Source organism: Paenibacillus shenyangensis, assembly GCF_000346635.1.
GTDB lineage: Bacteria > Bacillota > Bacilli > Paenibacillales > Paenibacillaceae > Saccharibacillus > Saccharibacillus dauci.
Genome location: NZ_AOIG01000007.1, coordinates 13,206 through 30,883 on the forward strand (window position 1 = coordinate 13,206; position 17,678 = coordinate 30,883).

General features: G+C 43.7%; 11 protein-coding genes. 5 read left to right on the plus strand and 6 right to left on the minus strand.

Annotated elements, in window-relative coordinates:
- Nucleotides 1-90 precede the first annotated feature (90 nt).
- From kdpB to H065_RS0105610, 3 genes are all read left to right on the plus strand, one after another.
- Nucleotides 91-2,118, plus strand: coding sequence for a potassium-transporting ATPase subunit KdpB (kdpB, locus tag H065_RS0105600; RefSeq protein ID WP_017812042.1), 2,028 nt, complete (start codon nucleotides 91-93; stop codon nucleotides 2,116-2,118).
- Between the two features lie 83 nt (nucleotides 2,119-2,201).
- Nucleotides 2,202-2,777, plus strand: a complete 576-nt coding sequence (gene kdpC / locus H065_RS25290) for a potassium-transporting ATPase subunit KdpC (protein ID WP_017812043.1) — start codon at nucleotides 2,202-2,204, stop codon at nucleotides 2,775-2,777.
- Nucleotides 2,774-5,113, plus strand: a complete 2,340-nt coding sequence (locus H065_RS0105610) for a hypothetical protein (protein ID WP_017812044.1) — start codon at nucleotides 2,774-2,776, stop codon at nucleotides 5,111-5,113. The genes kdpC and H065_RS0105610 overlap by 4 nt, the downstream gene beginning before the upstream one ends.
- Before the next feature lie 26 nt (nucleotides 5,114-5,139).
- Here the strand turns inward: H065_RS0105610 and H065_RS26860 are convergent, their stop codons facing one another.
- From H065_RS26860 to H065_RS0105625, 3 genes are all read right to left on the minus strand, one after another.
- Nucleotides 5,140-7,017, minus strand: a complete 1,878-nt coding sequence (locus H065_RS26860; RefSeq protein WP_017812045.1) for an ATP-binding protein — start codon at nucleotides 7,015-7,017, stop codon at nucleotides 5,140-5,142.
- A gap of 229 nt (nucleotides 7,018-7,246) precedes the next feature.
- Entirely contained in the window at nucleotides 7,247-8,074 is an 828-nt protein-coding gene (locus tag H065_RS0105620) for a DUF4097 family beta strand repeat-containing protein (RefSeq protein WP_238557894.1), read from the minus strand.
- Between the two features lie 291 nt (nucleotides 8,075-8,365).
- Nucleotides 8,366-9,502 (minus strand): family 10 glycosylhydrolase, encoded by a 1,137-nt coding sequence (locus tag H065_RS0105625; protein WP_017812047.1) that lies wholly within the window; start codon nucleotides 9,500-9,502, stop codon nucleotides 8,366-8,368.
- 534 nt (nucleotides 9,503-10,036) lie between these two features.
- Here H065_RS0105625 and H065_RS0105630 point away from each other — a divergent pair.
- Nucleotides 10,037-11,089, plus strand: a complete 1,053-nt coding sequence (locus H065_RS0105630; RefSeq protein WP_017812048.1) for a hypothetical protein — start codon at nucleotides 10,037-10,039, stop codon at nucleotides 11,087-11,089.
- 297 nt (nucleotides 11,090-11,386) lie between these two features.
- Here H065_RS0105630 and H065_RS25300 read toward each other — a convergent pair whose 3' ends face one another.
- From H065_RS25300 to cls, 3 genes are all read right to left on the minus strand, one after another.
- The gene (locus H065_RS25300) at nucleotides 11,387-11,719 is read right to left on the minus strand and encodes a DUF3219 family protein (protein ID WP_017812049.1); all 333 of its coding nucleotides are present in this window, start codon (nucleotides 11,717-11,719) and stop codon (nucleotides 11,387-11,389) included.
- A gap of 81 nt (nucleotides 11,720-11,800) precedes the next feature.
- Nucleotides 11,801-13,726: a threonine--tRNA ligase gene (gene thrS, locus H065_RS0105640; protein WP_017812050.1), complete on the minus strand. Its 1,926-nt coding sequence runs from the start codon at nucleotides 13,724-13,726 to the stop codon at nucleotides 11,801-11,803.
- A 989-nt stretch (nucleotides 13,727-14,715) separates the two neighbouring features.
- Nucleotides 14,716-16,167, minus strand: a complete 1,452-nt coding sequence (gene cls / locus H065_RS0105650) for a cardiolipin synthase (RefSeq protein ID WP_017812052.1) — start codon at nucleotides 16,165-16,167, stop codon at nucleotides 14,716-14,718.
- 417 nt (nucleotides 16,168-16,584) lie between these two features.
- Here cls and H065_RS0105655 point away from each other — a divergent pair, with 417 nt between their 5' ends.
- Complete coding sequence (locus tag H065_RS0105655; RefSeq protein WP_017812053.1) at nucleotides 16,585-17,625, plus strand: NAD(P)/FAD-dependent oxidoreductase; 1,041 nt, start codon at nucleotides 16,585-16,587, stop codon at nucleotides 17,623-17,625.
- The last annotated feature ends 53 nt before the right edge of the window (nucleotides 17,626-17,678 follow it).

Genomic DNA, 17,678 nt, shown 5'->3' on the forward strand with positions numbered 1-17,678 from the left:
TAACCTATCTCAGCGATTGATCTGTATACATGACTATTTGATAAATAAAGCATAGCGAAAATAGAGACATTTCAAGTGGAGGAATCAGCAATGAAAAATCAAGCTTCCGTGATGAACCGGGAACTGATTAGCAAGGCTTTGCAGCAATCGGTCATAAAATTAAATCCCAGATTAATGATGAAAAATCCAGTCATGTTTGTAGTAGAAGTAGGTCTGATAATCAGTATTTTGTTGATTTTCATGCCCAATGCTTTTGGAGAAGCCGTATCGACCGGCTTCAATATATCTGTAGCTGTTATTTTATTGTTCACTATATTGTTTGCCAACTTTGCCGAAGCGCTGGCTGAAGGACGGGGCAAAGCACAGGCAGATTCTCTCAAAAAGACCAAAAAAGAAATTATGGCTCATCGCATTGATGGTGAGAAGACGGTAGAAGTACCTTCTACCGATCTGCGTAAAGGCGATATTGTGCGAGTATCCCAGGGAGAAATGATTCCTGGAGATGGCGAAGTCATGAAGGGGCTGGCATCTGTAGATGAATCTGCCATAACCGGTGAATCCGCTCCGGTTATCAAGGAAGCGGGTGGAGATTTCAGTTCGGTGACCGGAGGTACCATGGTCATTAGTGACGAGATTAGGATACGTATTACAAGCGATCCCGGCGAATCCTTTATGGATCGAATGATCAGTCTGGTCGAAGGAGCAGAACGCCAAAAGACACCTAACGAGATTGCCTTAAACACAGTGTTGATAAGCTTGACTATTATATTCATGATGGTTGTTGTTACCCTGCCATTCATGGCGAATTATCTGGAGATTGATCTGGCTGTTCCGGTATTGATTGCCCTGCTGGTCTGTCTGATTCCAACAACAATTGGCGGTCTGTTGTCTGCTATCGGGATTGCCGGTATGGACCGGGTGACGCGATTTAATGTATTGGCCATGTCAGGCAAAGCAGTCGAAGCTTCCGGGGATATCAATACTATTATTCTGGATAAAACCGGTACGATCACCTACGGTAATCGGATGGCAAGCGAATTCGTGCCTACCGATGGACATGCTGCACAGGATGTAGGATACTGGGCAGCCATCAGTTCAACCTATGATGAGACACCAGAGGGACGATCCGTACTGGAACTTATGAAAAAGCAAAATTGGAATTATGATCAGGAATTGGGGAGAGACGCGGAAGTTATCGAATTCAGGGCAGAGACGCGTATGAGCGGACTAAATCTGCCGGACGGACGCAAAGTGCGCAAGGGAGCTGTAGATGCGGTCAAAAACTGGGTGACCGAGCAGGGTGGAACCATCCCTGCTTCCCTGCAAGCCAATAGTGATGCAATTGCTTCGGCAGGTGGTACACCACTGGCGGTAGCAGTAGATGATACGATCTATGGACTGATCTATCTCAAGGATACCGTCAAAGCAGGCATGAAAGAACGTTTTGAACAGATGCGCAGTATGGGAATCAAGACGATTATGTGTACCGGTGATAATCCGCTCACTGCAGCAACCATAGCAAGAGAAGCAGGAGTGGATGATTATATCGCCGAAAGTACACCTGAGGACAAAATTGCTGTTATTCGCCGCGAACAGGCTGAAGGCAAGCTGGTTGCGATGACCGGAGATGGTACTAATGATGCTCCGGCACTGGCGCAAGCTGATGTCGGGATTGCAATGAACAGCGGTACGGTAGCCGCCAAGGAAGCTGCCAATATGATTGACCTGGATTCCGATCCTTCCAAAATCATCGAAGTGGTAGCGATTGGCAAGCAGCTGCTGATGACGCGTGGCAGTCTGACTACATTTAGTATCGCCAATGATATTGCCAAGTACTTTGCGATTATTCCCGCTATGTTTATGGTTGCTATTCCGCAGATGCAGCTGCTCAATGTAATGAATCTGCATTCACCGACTTCAGCGATCCTGTCGGCACTGATTTTTAATGCGATTATTATTCCGATTCTGATCCCGCTGGCGATGAAAGGGGTAGCCTACAAGCCAATGAGCTCCAGCCGATTGCTGCAACGTAACCTGTTTATTTATGGATTTGGTGGTGTAGTGGTGCCATTTATTGGGATTAAAGTGATTGATTTGTTGATCCAGTGGTTTGTCTGATTCCTGTAATAGCATTGTCTGTATATGAGCAATATTAACCGTCTACCAAGATTAACTGCCTATTCGGAAAGGAAAGAATAAACGTGAAAAATGTATGGATTACACTACGTACGAGTGCAATACTATTTGTCCTGTGCTGTGTACTATATCAATTAGCCATTACAGGAATAGCCAAAGTTGCCATGCCGCATCAATCGGCAGGCAGCCTTGTATATAACAGCAACCACGATGTGATTGGTTCAGAGCTGATCGGACAGTCATTTACCGATCCTCATTATTTCCAAGGACGGGTGTCCAGCATCGAATATAATGCCAACGGATCGGGTTCACCGAACTATGCACCATCCAATCCTGATTTAAGCAAACGAATTGAAGAATCAGTCGCTACATGGCAAAAGCAGAATCCTGACGTTCCCGTATCTTCACTGCCTGTCGATCTGGTGACCAATTCCGGCTCGGGTCTTGATCCGGATATTACACCGCAGGCAGCAGCAGCCCAGATTCCCCGTATCAGCCAACTGACCGGCCTGAAAGCGGATCAGCTGCAATCGCTGGTACAAGAAAATACAATTTCTGCACAATTAGGCATTTTTGGTGAACCAGCTGTTAATGTACTCAAACTGAATCTGGCGGTGCAGCAGCTGCGTGCCCAGTCATGAGTACGTTTCGGCGCAAGACACCGGAAGAGATGCTGCAAATGATCGCCAAATTGCATCATGGCAAACTCAAAGTCTATATTGGAGCCGTCAGCGGCTCCGGTAAGACTTATCATATGCTCCGGGATGGTCAGCTGCTCAAGCAGGAGGGTATTGATGTAGCGATGTGTGCGGTATCTACTCTTCGCCGACCAGAGACCGTACAGCAGCTGGGTGATCTGGAACGAATTCCGAGCATTCACTGGACCGAAATAGAAGAGGACGGACAGCAGAGTGAGCAAAAGGATCTGAATATAGAACAGATTATCGCTCGAAATCCCGAAGTACTGCTGGTGGATCATCTGGCACACCATAATCGCCCAGAAGCCCAATATACTACCCGATGGGAAGATATTCAACATCTACTACAGCATGGTATCAGCATTATGGTTACTGTGAATGTATACGAACTCGAAGGAGTTGCAGAACTGGCACGGCAATATATTGGCCGTAAAGTGAAATGTACTGTTCCTACCAATGTATTGGAACAGGCAGATGAAGTTCGTCTGATTGATGTAACGCCGGAGGTTATCCTCCAGCGTTATTTTGCCGGTCATTTGAATAACAGTGCAGACCGTGACTATTTTGAACGTGGCAATCTGGCTGTACTACGCGAACTGGCATTGCGTACGGTTGCGGAGGGAGTCGGCGGTACATTGGAAAAGCACCGTGCTGAGCAGGGGCTGACCGGTCCGACCGGTACTGCCGAGCGAATTATGGTATCGGCACAGTATCATTGGAACGGATCGATCTATATCAGACGGGGTCAGCAGATTGCCAGACGGCTTAGTGGAGATCTGCTTGTCGTCTCCTTTCGCAATTCCAGCCGTAAACTGACGCGAGAAGAGCAGACCTTCAAAAGTGCATTTCAAGAGCTGACCCGGCAGATCGGCGGCGTATTCGAAGAAGTTCCTATTCGTTCGCAGCGGATGCTCCCCAGACAGATGGTGAACTATGCCCGCGAGCATCAGGTAACACGAATTGTACTGGGGCATTCACGTCAGAACCGCTGGCAGGAAATAGTGAATCGTTCAGTTATTAATGGTCTGCTGCTGTATACACGGGATATCGATATTTTTTTGATGGCTGATCGGGCAGAGCAGGAAGGTGAGCGTATTCTGCCTGCACGCACCAGCGCAGTCAAAAGAAATGAGGTCTACCGACGGTTACCTTCCGAAGAAATCGAACGCAAAATCGATCAGATCAAGCGCGGCACATTCAAAGTCTATGTAGGTGCAGCTCCAGGTGTCGGCAAAACCTATACCATGCTAAGAGAAGGAAATGAGCTGCTGCGTCAGGGAATTGATGTAGTGATCGGGCTACTGGAGACTCATGGACGACAGGAGACAGCTGCTCAAGCGGCTACTTTGCCGATGATTTCCAAATGCAAAATCAGTTATGGCGATCGACAGCTGGAAGAAATGGATCTGGATGCGGTACTTGCACGTAATCCCGAAGTAGCACTCATTGATGAGCTTGCGCATACGAATGTGCCGGGCAGTCGAAACAGCAAGCGGTATGAGGATATCAGGGAACTGCTGGATGCAGGTATCTCGGTAATTTCCACTGTAAATATTCAGCATCTGGAAAGTCTCAATGACGCGGTTGAACAGATCACCGGAATTCGCGTCCGCGAGACCGTACCCGATTCTATTCTGCATCTGGCAGATGAAGTTGAATTGATTGATGTGACGCCACAAACTTTGCAGCAGCGGCTGGAAGAAGGCAAAATCTATGCTGCAGCCAAAGTAGAACAGGCAATGAATCATTTTTTTAAACTCGGTAATCTGATTGCACTGCGTGAGCTGGCTCTCCGTGAAGTGGCCGATGATGTAGATGATCGTCTCGAATCCTGGGAACGTATAGATTCGCTACGTGGTCCATGGCATAGGGAAGAAATTATATTTGTTGGAGTGAAACTGGATCATGAAGCAGAGCGGTTGATCCGAAGAGGATTCCGTATTGCCTATCGGCTCAAAGCCAGACTGATTGTCACATATGTTCATATAGGAAATCCGCAGTCACTGATTGGAGATGCGGCTCTCAAAGCAGACAAGTTCAGCAAGCTTACGAATCGCCTTGGTGGAGAATTCAATATTCAGTATGAACCTGACTGTAAAGGGCTAACGCATCTGGCACGAATCATCAACGAAGAAGCCCAGAAGCATCAGGCTACACAGATGCTTCTGGGCCAATCCAGTACTCCCCGATGGAAACGATGGGGTAGGGAATCGATATTACGCAAAGTACTTCGTTATGCACGAAATATGGACATTCTGGTCGTAGCCGATAGGGATTGAATACCTGAGGGCTGCGACCTTTTTGATCATGGATTCAGAGAATCGGGTCCGTGTTGACCGTACTTCTCTTCATACTTGCGCAGTACTTCGGCCAGCTGATTTGCAGATAATGGTTCGATCAGGTATTCATCCAGAACGGACGAATAGCCAAAGTCCTGTCTGTTAGTATCCTGTTCTCTAGCGACAATCCCGATCAGGTAAGGTTTTGGGTTATCTCTGTTATTATGCATAAGCATACTACGTAGAAGCTCATCGAACTCCCTATCAGGTATCGATATATCCATCAGTACAATATGATATACAGTCTTTTTCATACTTTCGATAAGCTGCTGCCTGCTAACCGCAGCAGCCGTATATCCCAGATTCAGCAGCGTTTGTTGTAGTTGATCCCGACTGGAAGCAGAGTCTCTGGCAATTAGAATATTTAATGGTGAACGTAGTTGAATACGTCTATTCGATATCAATGGTTCTGCTGGCAGCGCAGGAGATTCTTCCGGGCGAAAGCTCGCTGTAAAACAGAATCGGGTTCCGTGAGCTGGCAATGGTTCGATCCAGATTTCACCATTCATCATCTCAACCAGACTTTTGCTAATAGCCAGTCCCAGACCCGTACCTTCGGTAGTCCGGGTGATATGATTGTCCAACTGGTGAAAAGGCTGGAACAAGTAATCGATTTTGTCTGCAGGTACACCAATACCACTGTCTGTTACACTAAATTGAATGAGCAATGGATCAATACTGCCATCCAGCAGACGGGCTGAGATTTTCACACTGCCGTCCATCGTAAACTTGATAGCATTACTGATCAGATTGAGCAGCACCTGACGCAGGCGTTTGGGATCACCAATTAGCCATTCCGGTATATGAGGATGAATGGACAGACTGACTTCCAGATTTTTTTCTTTGGCTCGTACGAGCATGATATCCAGCGTCTCTGCCATAAGATGATAAATATTAAAAGGCTCTTCCACCAGGGTCGTTTTTCCAGCCTCTATTTTGGAAAAATCAAGAATATCATTAATAATAGTCAGCAGAGATTGACCACTTTTGGCAATAATCTGTACATACTCTCGATGCTGTTCACTCAGATCCGGTGAATCCAGCAGCAGTTGGGTCATCCCGATCACCCCGTTCATCGGCGTACGTATCTCATGGCTCATCATCGCCAGAAATTCACTTTTGGCACGTACAGTTTGCTCGGCAATCTGCTGCTCCATGTGGCTGGCTTCCAGCCATTCCTGCTTTTGGCTTGATTGACCGGAACTTAGAACAGTATCCGAATGATTATCTGCACTTCTTACCTGGTCGTTTGCATCATTTGAAGAAGTGGATAAATCATTATACAGAGGTGAAGATACAAGCTCCTGGTCAGTCATCAGATAGGGATAATTCCGCATTAGCTGCAGCTGATCTGTTCCTGATAATCGTTGAGCATCCCAGGCACAAATACACACTCTTTTTGAAAGAGATCCTGCAGCTGGGGGCTCTTGACCGCTTTGCTGATCTTCATCGCAAACATCGGGAAGTCTATTTGATTGTTCCTGCTTGGACCATATATATACAGGAAACTGCGGATCATCTTCAGACTGACGTATATGATTGGTAAAATAATCAAAAAGCGGATCAAAAGGAGCATACGGGGAGATAGATCTGCAGGATGCAGGATCAATATGATAGACCAGACCATGCTGAATACTCATCAAATGGGGCTGCAGCATGGCCATCGCCTGACTATAAATAGCATTATCTTCAGCGATCAGCACGTAGCTATGCTGCTCCAGCCCCGTTTGCATAAAAGAAACCAGATGGTCGAGATAGGAAGATGCATCATTATACATATAAAGGATATGACTGCTGCGGTTGGCATCTAACAATTCACGTAATTGTTGGGATTCGTTAGTCATGTCACACTCCAGGTTGTCGTTCGTGATTTCATTTCTTTTATTAGTTATAACATATTTTATATAATTACAGATTAGAAAATGGTTATTATTTACATAAAAATCATAAATATAGTCTATTAACAAAATATTCGGAAGATCAAGTCACATTTTGAAGAGACAAAATACATAAAACCAGTTAACGAATAATAGATACACAGAGGTACATAAATTGCCGATTTATCTGTCTTTATCAGTCAATAGTTATATTGCCGGTAGTAGTACGTATCTTCATATAGGGTTGATCCGTAGAAGACGAGGAAGGCAGATGGATCATCCCTTTTTCCGACTGGATATCATATTTTCCGGCAGTGGGAAGATGACCATGTACAAGCACATTACCAGTACGAGCATGAATCTCTAAATGACCAGTATGAACCGGAGTAATATCCACATCACCCGAGTTTGATTCAAATTGTCCTGCACCATTCAGACGGTTGATATGCAGCTGGCCTGATCCGGTAAAGGAGTGAACCTGTCCAATCGCCTGATTAACCCGGATATTTCCGGAACTTGATTCCATTTTCAGTTGATTGCCCTGCCATTGCTGAACCAGAATATCACCGGATGAAGTATAAAGCTGAGTACGACCATTTAGCTGTTGAGCTTTGATACGCCCCGAGCCAGTATGCGCAACAATCCGATCGGCAGTTACATCGGTAAGATTGGTCTGGGATGAAGCTAAACGAAATTCGGCAGATTCCATACTATGTGAATCAGCAAGGTAGACCGTAATGTATTGAACATGTGCAGAAGGAATACGACTCCACAAATTGCCTGGATAACGAGGTTGCTCTAATTGGAGATGGAGCGTCTGCTGCTGGATATTTAACGTATTCAAATCTCTAATTACATAGGGCGATAGCTCACCATGCAGCTGTACACTATCTTTGCCATCCATGCTGGGCTCAAATTCCACAGCAATCTCATAATCGGAGTCAATCTGCAGATGCTTCAGCTTGCCTTGCTCTGTAGACCATGTTTGTGTATAGGCAATACCAGGCTTTGACATATGATTCATATACAACAGCCAACAAGTAATGCCGGCTATCACAAAAATGATAAGCATGCTCCAGATCACTAATTTGCGTTTCAATCGAACATTTATCATAACGGGCAGTCCTCCTCGCAACTATTACCAGTGAATAAAATCACATAAAAGGAGCATCCATACTGTTGGGTGCGGACCTAGTATAGCACTCGATATTATGCTTCACAACCTGCAGGATAAACCGCATATAAAAAGCCCTTTTCCTATATAGGAAAAGGGCTGATATATTAATCTATGCTAGCTTATGTCCAGTCTAAAGGATTAAAGACTGGAACGCAGCCCCAGATTGTTTATCATGGCATCTGTCCATTGACCAGTTGCATAATAGTTAATACTGGTTACTTCTGGCTGATTGGCACGAAGTCCGTTATAAAGATTAGTTGCTGTATTGGTATCAATATTTACATCTACTGCAGGAATAAGAGTTTTATCTGCTGCTTTTGCTTGGGTACTTGCCAGAACACCTGTAGAATTGTAGATCCAGTCTACGGAATGATTCAGACCACGATAGTCGGCCATCGGCAATAAGAAATCCACATACTCATTAAACAAGGCAATATCCTGACCGGAATTGGCTTTGTCCGGCGAAGCAGTGTAGACACCCAGAGCAAGTTCAGGTTTGATGGTTTTTACATCCGTACTGATTGACTGGATGTAAGAAGCCATTTGTTGAGCTTTCCAGTTGTTCCATTGTGCAATTTTACCGCTATTACTGCTCTTCGTAAAGTCCAGATCTCTAGGATCAAAGCTGTTCGATTGACGGAAAGCATTGATAGTTGAAGTATTCATATCTACGCGTTCATTATCGAAATCCAGACCGCTGATTACAACACCATCGATGTTATAATTTTGTACAACTTCTTTGATGATAGAGCGTTCATATTGTTGCACGGCTGGTTCGAACAAATTGACATGATTTTCTGTACCGGTATAACCATTGTAAGAAGATATTCTGCCGTTGTCATCAATGGTACGCATTTGCCATGAAGAGTTAATATCGATAGCAGCTTTGTCTTGAGCCTGTGGTACCCAGGCACGTACTTTGATACCATACTCATGAGCTTTGTCAATTACTGCAGATAGTGCATCGAAGCCATCGTAACCAATCGCTTCATGGACAATCTGACTGTCGTAAAAAGCAAAGCCGGAATTACCATTAACATCGCTGTCCTGCTTTACACTCATGTTGATCACAGATACATGATTACGGGCAGCTTTTATAATGAAGGAATTTACATCGTCTGCATTACGGAAATTAGCTTCGGTCTGTACAGTAATTTCATTGGTTAGCGGCGTAACAGGAACTGTTGCCTCGGCTGCACTAACTGTAGCAGCTTGCCAGGGCATAATAGTTAGAGCAAGTAAAGCAGCAGAGAAGGAATAAGCTAGTTTTTTCATTTCAGGTCGGTCCTTTCGTGAATCCATTATGTTTTGAGTGGTGTAATTACCATGCCGATTCTTTATTACTTTTCGTAACTATACCATTATAATATGAATTGATGATGAACGGTAATGACGTTACTATAAGATAGAAGAAGCTGCAGCTTGTAAAAGCGATCATACTCTGTGAAAAGCGTACTTATATCCAGCTGAAAGACGTTTTTCACAAAATACCCCCTGCCTTTGGTTAGGTATACTATATATTACGTATCCTAATCATAAAATGTTTCACTTCTTTGACTGAAAATTAAAATTATTTTTAAAATGGACATGAAATTTTCACAAATATATCAAAATGATGATGCAATAATTAAAGAAATGCGTAAATTCGATGTTATATGCATGATGCAATTCGTCAAATTTTAATTTGCTGCGAAAACATGGTAATGTATATATAGGTTTTATACCCATTCTTGAATGAAATTCTAGCTAACCGGGTTATAGGTAAAGATCGAGGTACAACTATACTTAAGGAATTGAAAGGAAATACTTATGAAAACAGCTAAAATGGTATTATCGATTGGAATGACAGCATTACTTGGGCTGCCTTTGGCAACTGCCTACGCAGAGAGCAATACTTCTGTGAATCAACAAACATCATCATCACCTGCTGCTGCACAGGAGATTGATTCTGCTTTTTTCCAGCAGCAGAAACAGGCAGTTGTACGGGATATAGCGGGCACTTCTACATCAGGATCTACTTCCGCTGCTTCAGCATCACAAACAAGTGAAGCGGAGCAGTTGAAAAATGCGGATTATACGTATATGACCGTAACCGGTGAAGTATATAGCTCCAAAAGAGGTTATCTCGGTGCTGCCAAACGGGATGATGAAGTCAATAATACGACTAGCGTTACGCAATTCAATCCGAACAATACGTTTCCGGTAAATCAGATTAATGGCGGAACAACAGGAGCATTTGAACGTCGTCAGCTCGATTTTGAAGGGTTTGACAGCATTACTTCGGATATTACGCTGCCTGCTGTAAGCGGTCTGGGCGAAGGGGAACAACCTTGGGTATATTATGGTTTTGATTCAGAACGTGGTCCTGCTATTGAGGGTGGTTATGCTTATCAAACTGGCACACATCGCTGGCTGCCTTATATCCGCTCGAATGGTTTTTATTACGGAGATTCTGCCGTTCAGAAGTATGATGGCAACCAGATCAAAAGTGTCAAATTTTATCTGGCCAAAACGGTAAGTACAGATACGTATTATAATGCTTATTTTGTCGTGGACAATTCACAGATCCTGATAGCGCCAACCAAATGGACAGATAGCGATACCGATTCCACTTCAGTCAAAAGGGTAACCTCTATTGCCAAAAAAGCATTCGACGGCAATAATATACAGGGAACGACAATGAATCAGCGTTATGAGAATGTACAGGTGTCTCGTTTTAATGAAGAACAGGCGTATCCTTGGAGCCAATACACCGAATATACAGAGCAGCGTAATGGTAAATGGTACGGTACGCTGGATAATTCACCTGTTTATGTACACCGTAACTGGATCAACAGTTCGATTTTCAAATCTAACAATTAAAGAAGAGAAAGATAAATGGAAATAAATTAGCTCTACTGGATATGTATTCTGCCAATAATCATTTGAAGTACAGAATAATGGGTGTAAGAAAGGACAGAACGGCGTAAATATCGCCATTCTGTCCTTTTTGATATGCGTTCTGAAGTTTTGCTTCTATATTATAGTAGATATATACAGGGGCTGATCAATATTGACTAGAAGGCATGAACACTAGATGAAATAATCGCCTTGCACAAACAAGCTATGGATAACTTGCTATTAGTAAAAAACATGTTCCATCTCTTCGTTTATAAAGCTCTAGGCGTTCGGCATGGTCTCGACCAGTTCAAGGTGAACATCTACGGTATCATTTTCATTCTCCAACCGGGGAACCGACGTGAAATAGTTGTGGACGGTTGCCTGAAACTGCAGCTGCCGTTCAGGAACCTGAACTTCTACGGTTGGATGATAGAGCAGAGTGGTTACATCATGATATTCCTGTCTGCCGGTAATCACAAAGTCGAACGAAATCCATTTACGCTCCGAATTACTGGAAGTTTCAGGATTAGAAAATGATTTCTCTTCGTACTGAGTCGCCTGGATCTCCAGAGTGCCCAGTCGGATCAATTCTGAGGTGTTGGAATGAGTCATACAATGGTTCCTCCTTGGCAAATATTCTTTTCTCATTAATGTTACCCGTCTATGGATGTCTCTCAATCAGTCGATTGCCAATCAGGATTTTTGAGCGATTTGTGACTGTAGCTGTGTGATGATTTCATCGATTGGGATCATATGCTGGGCGTCTTCATTGTACTTGCGCACATTGACACTGCCCGATTGCTGTTCTTTTTCCCCTACAACCAGAATATACGGGATTTTCTCCTGCTGGGCTTCACGCATTTTGTAACCCAGCTTATTGCTGCCAATATCGGCATCAATGCGAAGGCCGGCATCCGCAAGAATCTTTTTGACCTGCAGTGCATAATCCAGATAGTGATCAGATACAGGCAGGATTCTCGCTTGTACCGGAGCAAGCCAGAGCGGGAAAGCACCTGCATAATGCTCAGTCAGAATACCCAGGAAACGATCCACTGATCCATAAATTGCCCGATGAATTACGACAGGACGATGACGTTGGCTATCTTCTCCAATATAGGACAAATCGAATTTCTCCGGCATCTGGAAGTCCAACTGAATTGTCCCACACTGCCAGCTGCGCTTAAGCGCATCGAGAATATGAAAATCGATCTTCGGACCGTAAAATGCGCCGTCACCTTCATTTAGTCGATAATCTACACCGCGTGCTTCCAGCACATTGCGCAGCGCTTGTTCTGCTTGATCCCATAATTCCTCGGAACCCATTGAATCTTCCGGGCGAGTAGAGAGCTCGATTTCATAACGGAAACCAAACACAGCATACATATCATCGATAAGTTCTATTGCCTTATGAATCTCGGACTCAATCTGCTCGGGCAGTGCATAGATATGAGCATCATCCTGACAGAATGTACGTACCCGCATCAGTCCATTTAACGCACCCGAGAATTCATGACGATGTACCTGACCGAACTCCATCATGCGAATCGGTAGATCGCGATAGGAATGCAGCTCATTTTTGTAAATCAGCATATGTCCCGGGCAGTTCATTGGTTTGAGCGCAAAGCTCTCCTGATCTACCTGGGAAAAATACATATTGTCCTTGTAATGATCCCAGTGTCCCGATTGTTCCCATAGCTGCTGGTTCATCATGATCGGTGTACGAACTTCCTGATAACCTCGACTTAACTGTTGTCTGCGTGAGAAATCCTCCAGCTCTGTACGCAGCGCCATTCCACGCGGCAGATAAAATGGCATACCCGGTGCTTCCTCCGAGAACATAAATAGCTTGAGCTCTCGTCCGAGCTTACGATGATCCCGCTTGCGTGCTTCCTCCAGCAGCTGCAGATGTGCCTGCAGCTGCGCTTTATTGGCAAAAGCAGTACCGTAAATACGCTGCAGTACCGGCTTCGATGCATCGCCGCGCCAGTAAGCACCGGCTACACTCATCAGCTTGAATGCTTGTAACTTGCCAGTGGAAGGCAAATGAGGACCACGATCCAGATCTATAAATTCACCCTGCTCATATACAGAGAAGGATATATCATATGCCTGATCAGCGATCATTTCCAGCTTGTAATGCTCGCCTTGGGCAGTAAATAGCGAGATGGCTTCTTCACGATTCAGTTCTTTTCGATAAACAGGAAGATTCTCGGCAATAATTCGCTGCATTTCCTGTTCAATCCGCGGAAAATCAGCAGAAGAGAGGGGATGCTCCAGCTCGAAATCATAATAAAACCCATCAGTTACTGCAAGTCCAATTCCAAGTCTAACCTGCTCTGCACCATACAGTCGTTTAATCGCTTGAGCCAGGATATGGGCAGCGCTTAGTCGGTAAATAGGAAGGCTCAAATCATGTTCTGCTGTAATAATCTCCAGTTCACTGTTGGCTTGCAGAGGTGTATGGAGATCAACGAGTTGTCCATTCACTTTGGCTGCAATGGCGCTTTTGCCAAGACTATTGCTGATGGAAGAGGCGACTTCTCCGGCTGAAACACCAGAATGAGTCTCACGAACCGAACCGTTAGGTAGTTGAATATGAATAGATTGTAAATTAGGCATAATGTGTACCTCCAATGATTATAGTGGTGATCCGGAACTGGCTGTTGGCAATAATAACAGATGGATTAACAGCCTATTCGCCGGATCAGGTAAAAATAAGCGCAAAAAAACACTCGATCCCAGAAGGGACGAGTGCGCTTGGCTCGTGGTTCCACCCTAATTCGATCTGCCTGCAGAACATGTATGTCCTAACAGTGCAGAATCCTCATTGGAATCCGTTAACGGGGATTAGGCGGTGATATTTACCGGGTTCGTGAATAGCAACAAAGGTCGTTTGCATACCTGCATAAACAGATTGTACAAAAGCAACCAAACCATTCATTAACCGTTCAATATCACAGCTGCAAAGGGGTAATTCCTCAACCGTCGACTGAAGAAGCTCGCAGCAGATGCTTCTCTCTCTGAACAGTGCATGAAGGGAATCATGTCTTTGGTCATTGCTAAAATGTGTTGTTGGTTTCCGATTATAGAAGTGGATGACAAAAAGGTCAAGTCAATTTTTAAAAAGAACAAAACGCAAGAGTTTATTCTGAAAGAGTGAATAACACGTAAATAAGATATTTCATTCGGATTTTCAAATTGAAGTATTTGAAAGGAATTTAAACAGCATCCAGAAACTACTAATCCCTTTTCAATACAAAAATTATGTAATTTCAACATATGAAAAATTCAAAATAGAGAAATTAAATATTGGAGTTCTTGCATCATCCTGATCCAATGCAAATCATAATCGCTTCCCGCTTCAAAACATTCAGAAAAAGAGATAAGGCTCTTTTCGAATAAATCCTAAAATTACTGGATAACACATTATAAAATATACATAGTGCGCACCCCAAACCCCAAACCTATGCTGCTTGGCTACGATAATCATATTTCAGCCGCATTAAAAAGCACAATCCAGCATGTAAAATACCGGACTGTGCCTTTGAGAGTGCTCTTATTTATTTTGCCAAACGATTACTTTTCGAATCTATCCGTCTATACAGCACTTACAAAATTGGTGATAACAGACGAGCAAATGATTCGACAGTTTTCTGATAGAGCGGACGATTGTTATAATCATCCAGCGTGAGTACCTGACTGTCGAGAATATCCTTAAGGAATAAATCTTCCAGTTTTTTGGCGGTATGGCTATCATAGACGACTGCATTGATCTCAAAATTCAGCTTGTAACTTCGGATGTCCATATTGGCTGTTCCGACCGAAGCGATTTTGCCATCGATGACCATTGTTTTGGCATGCAGAAAGCCTTTTTCATACAGATAACAATGAACATCAAGCTCTAATAATTCACGTAAATACGAGTAGGAAGCCCAATAAACCATTTGGTGATCGGGTTTTTTGGGGATCATCAGATGCACTTGTACACCGGATAAGATAGCTGATTTCATCGCTGTAACCATACTTTCATCCGGAATAAAATAAGGCGTCTGGATCATAATACTTTCTTTGGCTTCGTACATTAATTTGATATACGAGTACTTGATCGTCTCCAGACTGCTATCAGGCCCACTGGATACAATCTGCATACCAATATTTCCGGTAAAAGGTTTGGATACCGCAAACAGCGAGAAATCACCAGACATATGCGTATTCAGGGCAAGATGCCAGTCACGCAGGAAATGTGTCTGCATTTGCAAGATAGAAGAACCTTCTACACGCAGATGGGTATCACGCCAGTAACCAAACTTTTTAACCAGTCCCAAATACTCGTCACCAACATTAAAGCCACCGATATAACCGATAAGTCCATCAATAATAACGACTTTACGGTGATTGCGATAATTGACTTTGAAGTTAATCAGCGGGATACTTGGCGGGAAAAAGGCTGCTGCATGTCCGCCTGCTGCTACAAAGTCCTTGAGAAACGATTTGTTCACTTTGGCACTACCCCAGGCATCATAGATCAGACGAACGGTAACTCCCTCCAAAGCTTTGGCTGTCAGAAGATCCAGCAGTCTGCGACCCAGATCGTCGTTTTGGATAATGTAGTATTGAATATGAATGTACTCCTGCGCATTGGCAATATCCTCGAACAGAGCATCGAATTTCTCGCGTCCATCCGCGAAGATACGTACAGCATTATCCTGCGTATATAGCGAATAATTACTGATAAGATGAAGATGGACCAGCTCATGGTAGCGACTGATAGAAGGATCATTGAACTTAAACTTTTTTTCTTTAAATTCAATTCGCTGATCTTCCACTACAGATTCGATAATAGAGCGAAATTCTTTCCGCAGGCGAAATCGTTTGACACGGCTAAGATTTTGTCCCAGAAAAAGATAGACAAGGAAGCCGGCAATCGGAATAAACAACAGTATCATGAGCCAGGCCCAGGTCGCTCCTACATTGCGTCGTTCGAGAAATACAATGAACAGCGCAAGAAAAAGGTTAATCACAAGCAAAATCCAAGAGAAATGCGCGTAAAAATCGGCCATTCCCAGCTTCCCACCTTATATAGAATAATAGATTATAAATAAACAGTTCACCAATCAGCATACCAAAAAAATGTATAGAGCACACTAAGAAATATAATGAGAATTATCGATATACCCTAAAATGAAAGGGAAACAAATCAAAGACCCTAATCAGCACATATAGCCAAAGTTAGCTCAAAAGAATGACGCTGATATACAAAAGATCAAAGTGCGTAAAAATATCGGAGAAAGCGAATAGCAGAGCATACCTGTAAATCATTTTATATTGCATCTGATCTCTCACTAATCTATAATGATAATCATTATCAATTAAAATATAAATCTGTGTACATAGCTGATAATTATTATAGACAGTACTATTTCTGTTCTAGCATATTTATATCCACAATGTATGAAAATAAGGAGGATTACGTACCCATGCAGCAGCTTGAATTATATGATGTGACGATAATCGGAGGCGGACCGGCCGGTTTATATAGTGCTTTTTACAGTGGAATGCGTGATCTGAAAACAAAAGTTATAGAATATAATCCGGCACTTGGCGGCAAAATTCTGATGTATCCGGAGAAAATCATCTGGGATGTGGGCGGCGTACCACCGATCAGCGGAGAAGGTCTGATTCGTAATCTGACCGAGCAGGCAATGGTATTTGAGCCGACGATCGTGCTTGATCAGCAGATTACCCGATTGGAGCGTCAACCGGATGGTACGATTGTGCTGCTTTCCAATACAGGGGAAGTACATTATACACGTACAGTTATTCTGGCGATGGGACATGGTATTCCCAAAATGCGCAAGCTGGAACTCGCTGGTGCTGACCGTTATGAAGTGACCAATCTGCATTATACGGTACAGGAACTGAATATTTTTGCAGGGAAACATGTAGTGATTTCCGGCGGTGGGAATTCTGCCGTAGACTGGGCTAATGCTCTGCAGCCGCTGGCAGCCAGCATTACCGTAGTACATCGCAGGGAAGAGTTCGGAGGGCATGAGCGCAATGTACTGCAGATGAAACAAAACTGTTCCCGAGTGCTTACTTCCTACGAACTGACAGGACTGCAGGGAAAAGGCACTCTGGTAGAAGAAGTGACGATTACGCATATTGAGACGGGAGAACAGGAGATTCTGTCTGTTGATGCGGTTATTGTTAATCACGGATTGACGACCGATCTTAGTCCACTTCTCAGTTGGGGAATAGAGATGGACGAGCACGGTAAGCCTATTGTGGATGAGAAGCGTCAGACTAATCTTCCAGGTGTATTCGCAGCTGGTGATTTAATTCATTACGATGGCAAACTGCATCTGATCAGTGGGGCGCTTGTAGATGGAGCTACCGCAGTAAACAGTGTCAAAAAGTATCTGGAACCCGAAGCTTATGATCAGGCATATGTCTCTTCACATAACAAAAAATTCGCAGAGAAGAACCGTGAACTTGAACAGCAGCCGGTAAGATCCTGATTACAATACTATTTTGGAGATAATAATAGTCTGTGAAGCTGCTTCATAGCATA

Bases quoted from the DNA above. Each gene is read 5' to 3' on its own strand.
- kdpB (WP_017812042.1), top strand. From the start codon at position 91: ATGAAAAATCAAGCTTCCGTGATGAACCGGGAACTGATTAGCAAGGCT.
- H065_RS0105610 (WP_017812044.1), top strand. From the start codon at position 2,774: ATGAGTACGTTTCGGCGCAAGACACCGGAAGAGATGCTGCAAATGATC.
- H065_RS26860 (WP_017812045.1), bottom strand. From the start codon at position 7,017: ATGACTAACGAATCCCAACAATTACGTGAATTGTTAGATGCCAACCGC.
- H065_RS0105620 (WP_238557894.1), bottom strand. From the start codon at position 8,074: ATGAATCATATGTCAAAGCCTGGTATTGCCTATACACAAACATGGTCT.
- H065_RS0105625 (WP_017812047.1), bottom strand. From the start codon at position 9,502: ATGAAAAAACTAGCTTATTCCTTCTCTGCTGCTTTACTTGCTCTAACT.
- H065_RS0105630 (WP_017812048.1), top strand. From the start codon at position 10,037: ATGAAAACAGCTAAAATGGTATTATCGATTGGAATGACAGCATTACTT.
- H065_RS25300 (WP_017812049.1), bottom strand. From the start codon at position 11,719: ATGACTCATTCCAACACCTCAGAATTGATCCGACTGGGCACTCTGGAG.
- thrS (WP_017812050.1), bottom strand. From the start codon at position 13,726: ATGCCTAATTTACAATCTATTCATATTCAACTACCTAACGGTTCGGTT.
- cls (WP_017812052.1), bottom strand. From the start codon at position 16,167: ATGGCCGATTTTTACGCGCATTTCTCTTGGATTTTGCTTGTGATTAAC.
- H065_RS0105655 (WP_017812053.1), top strand. From the start codon at position 16,585: ATGCAGCAGCTTGAATTATATGATGTGACGATAATCGGAGGCGGACCG.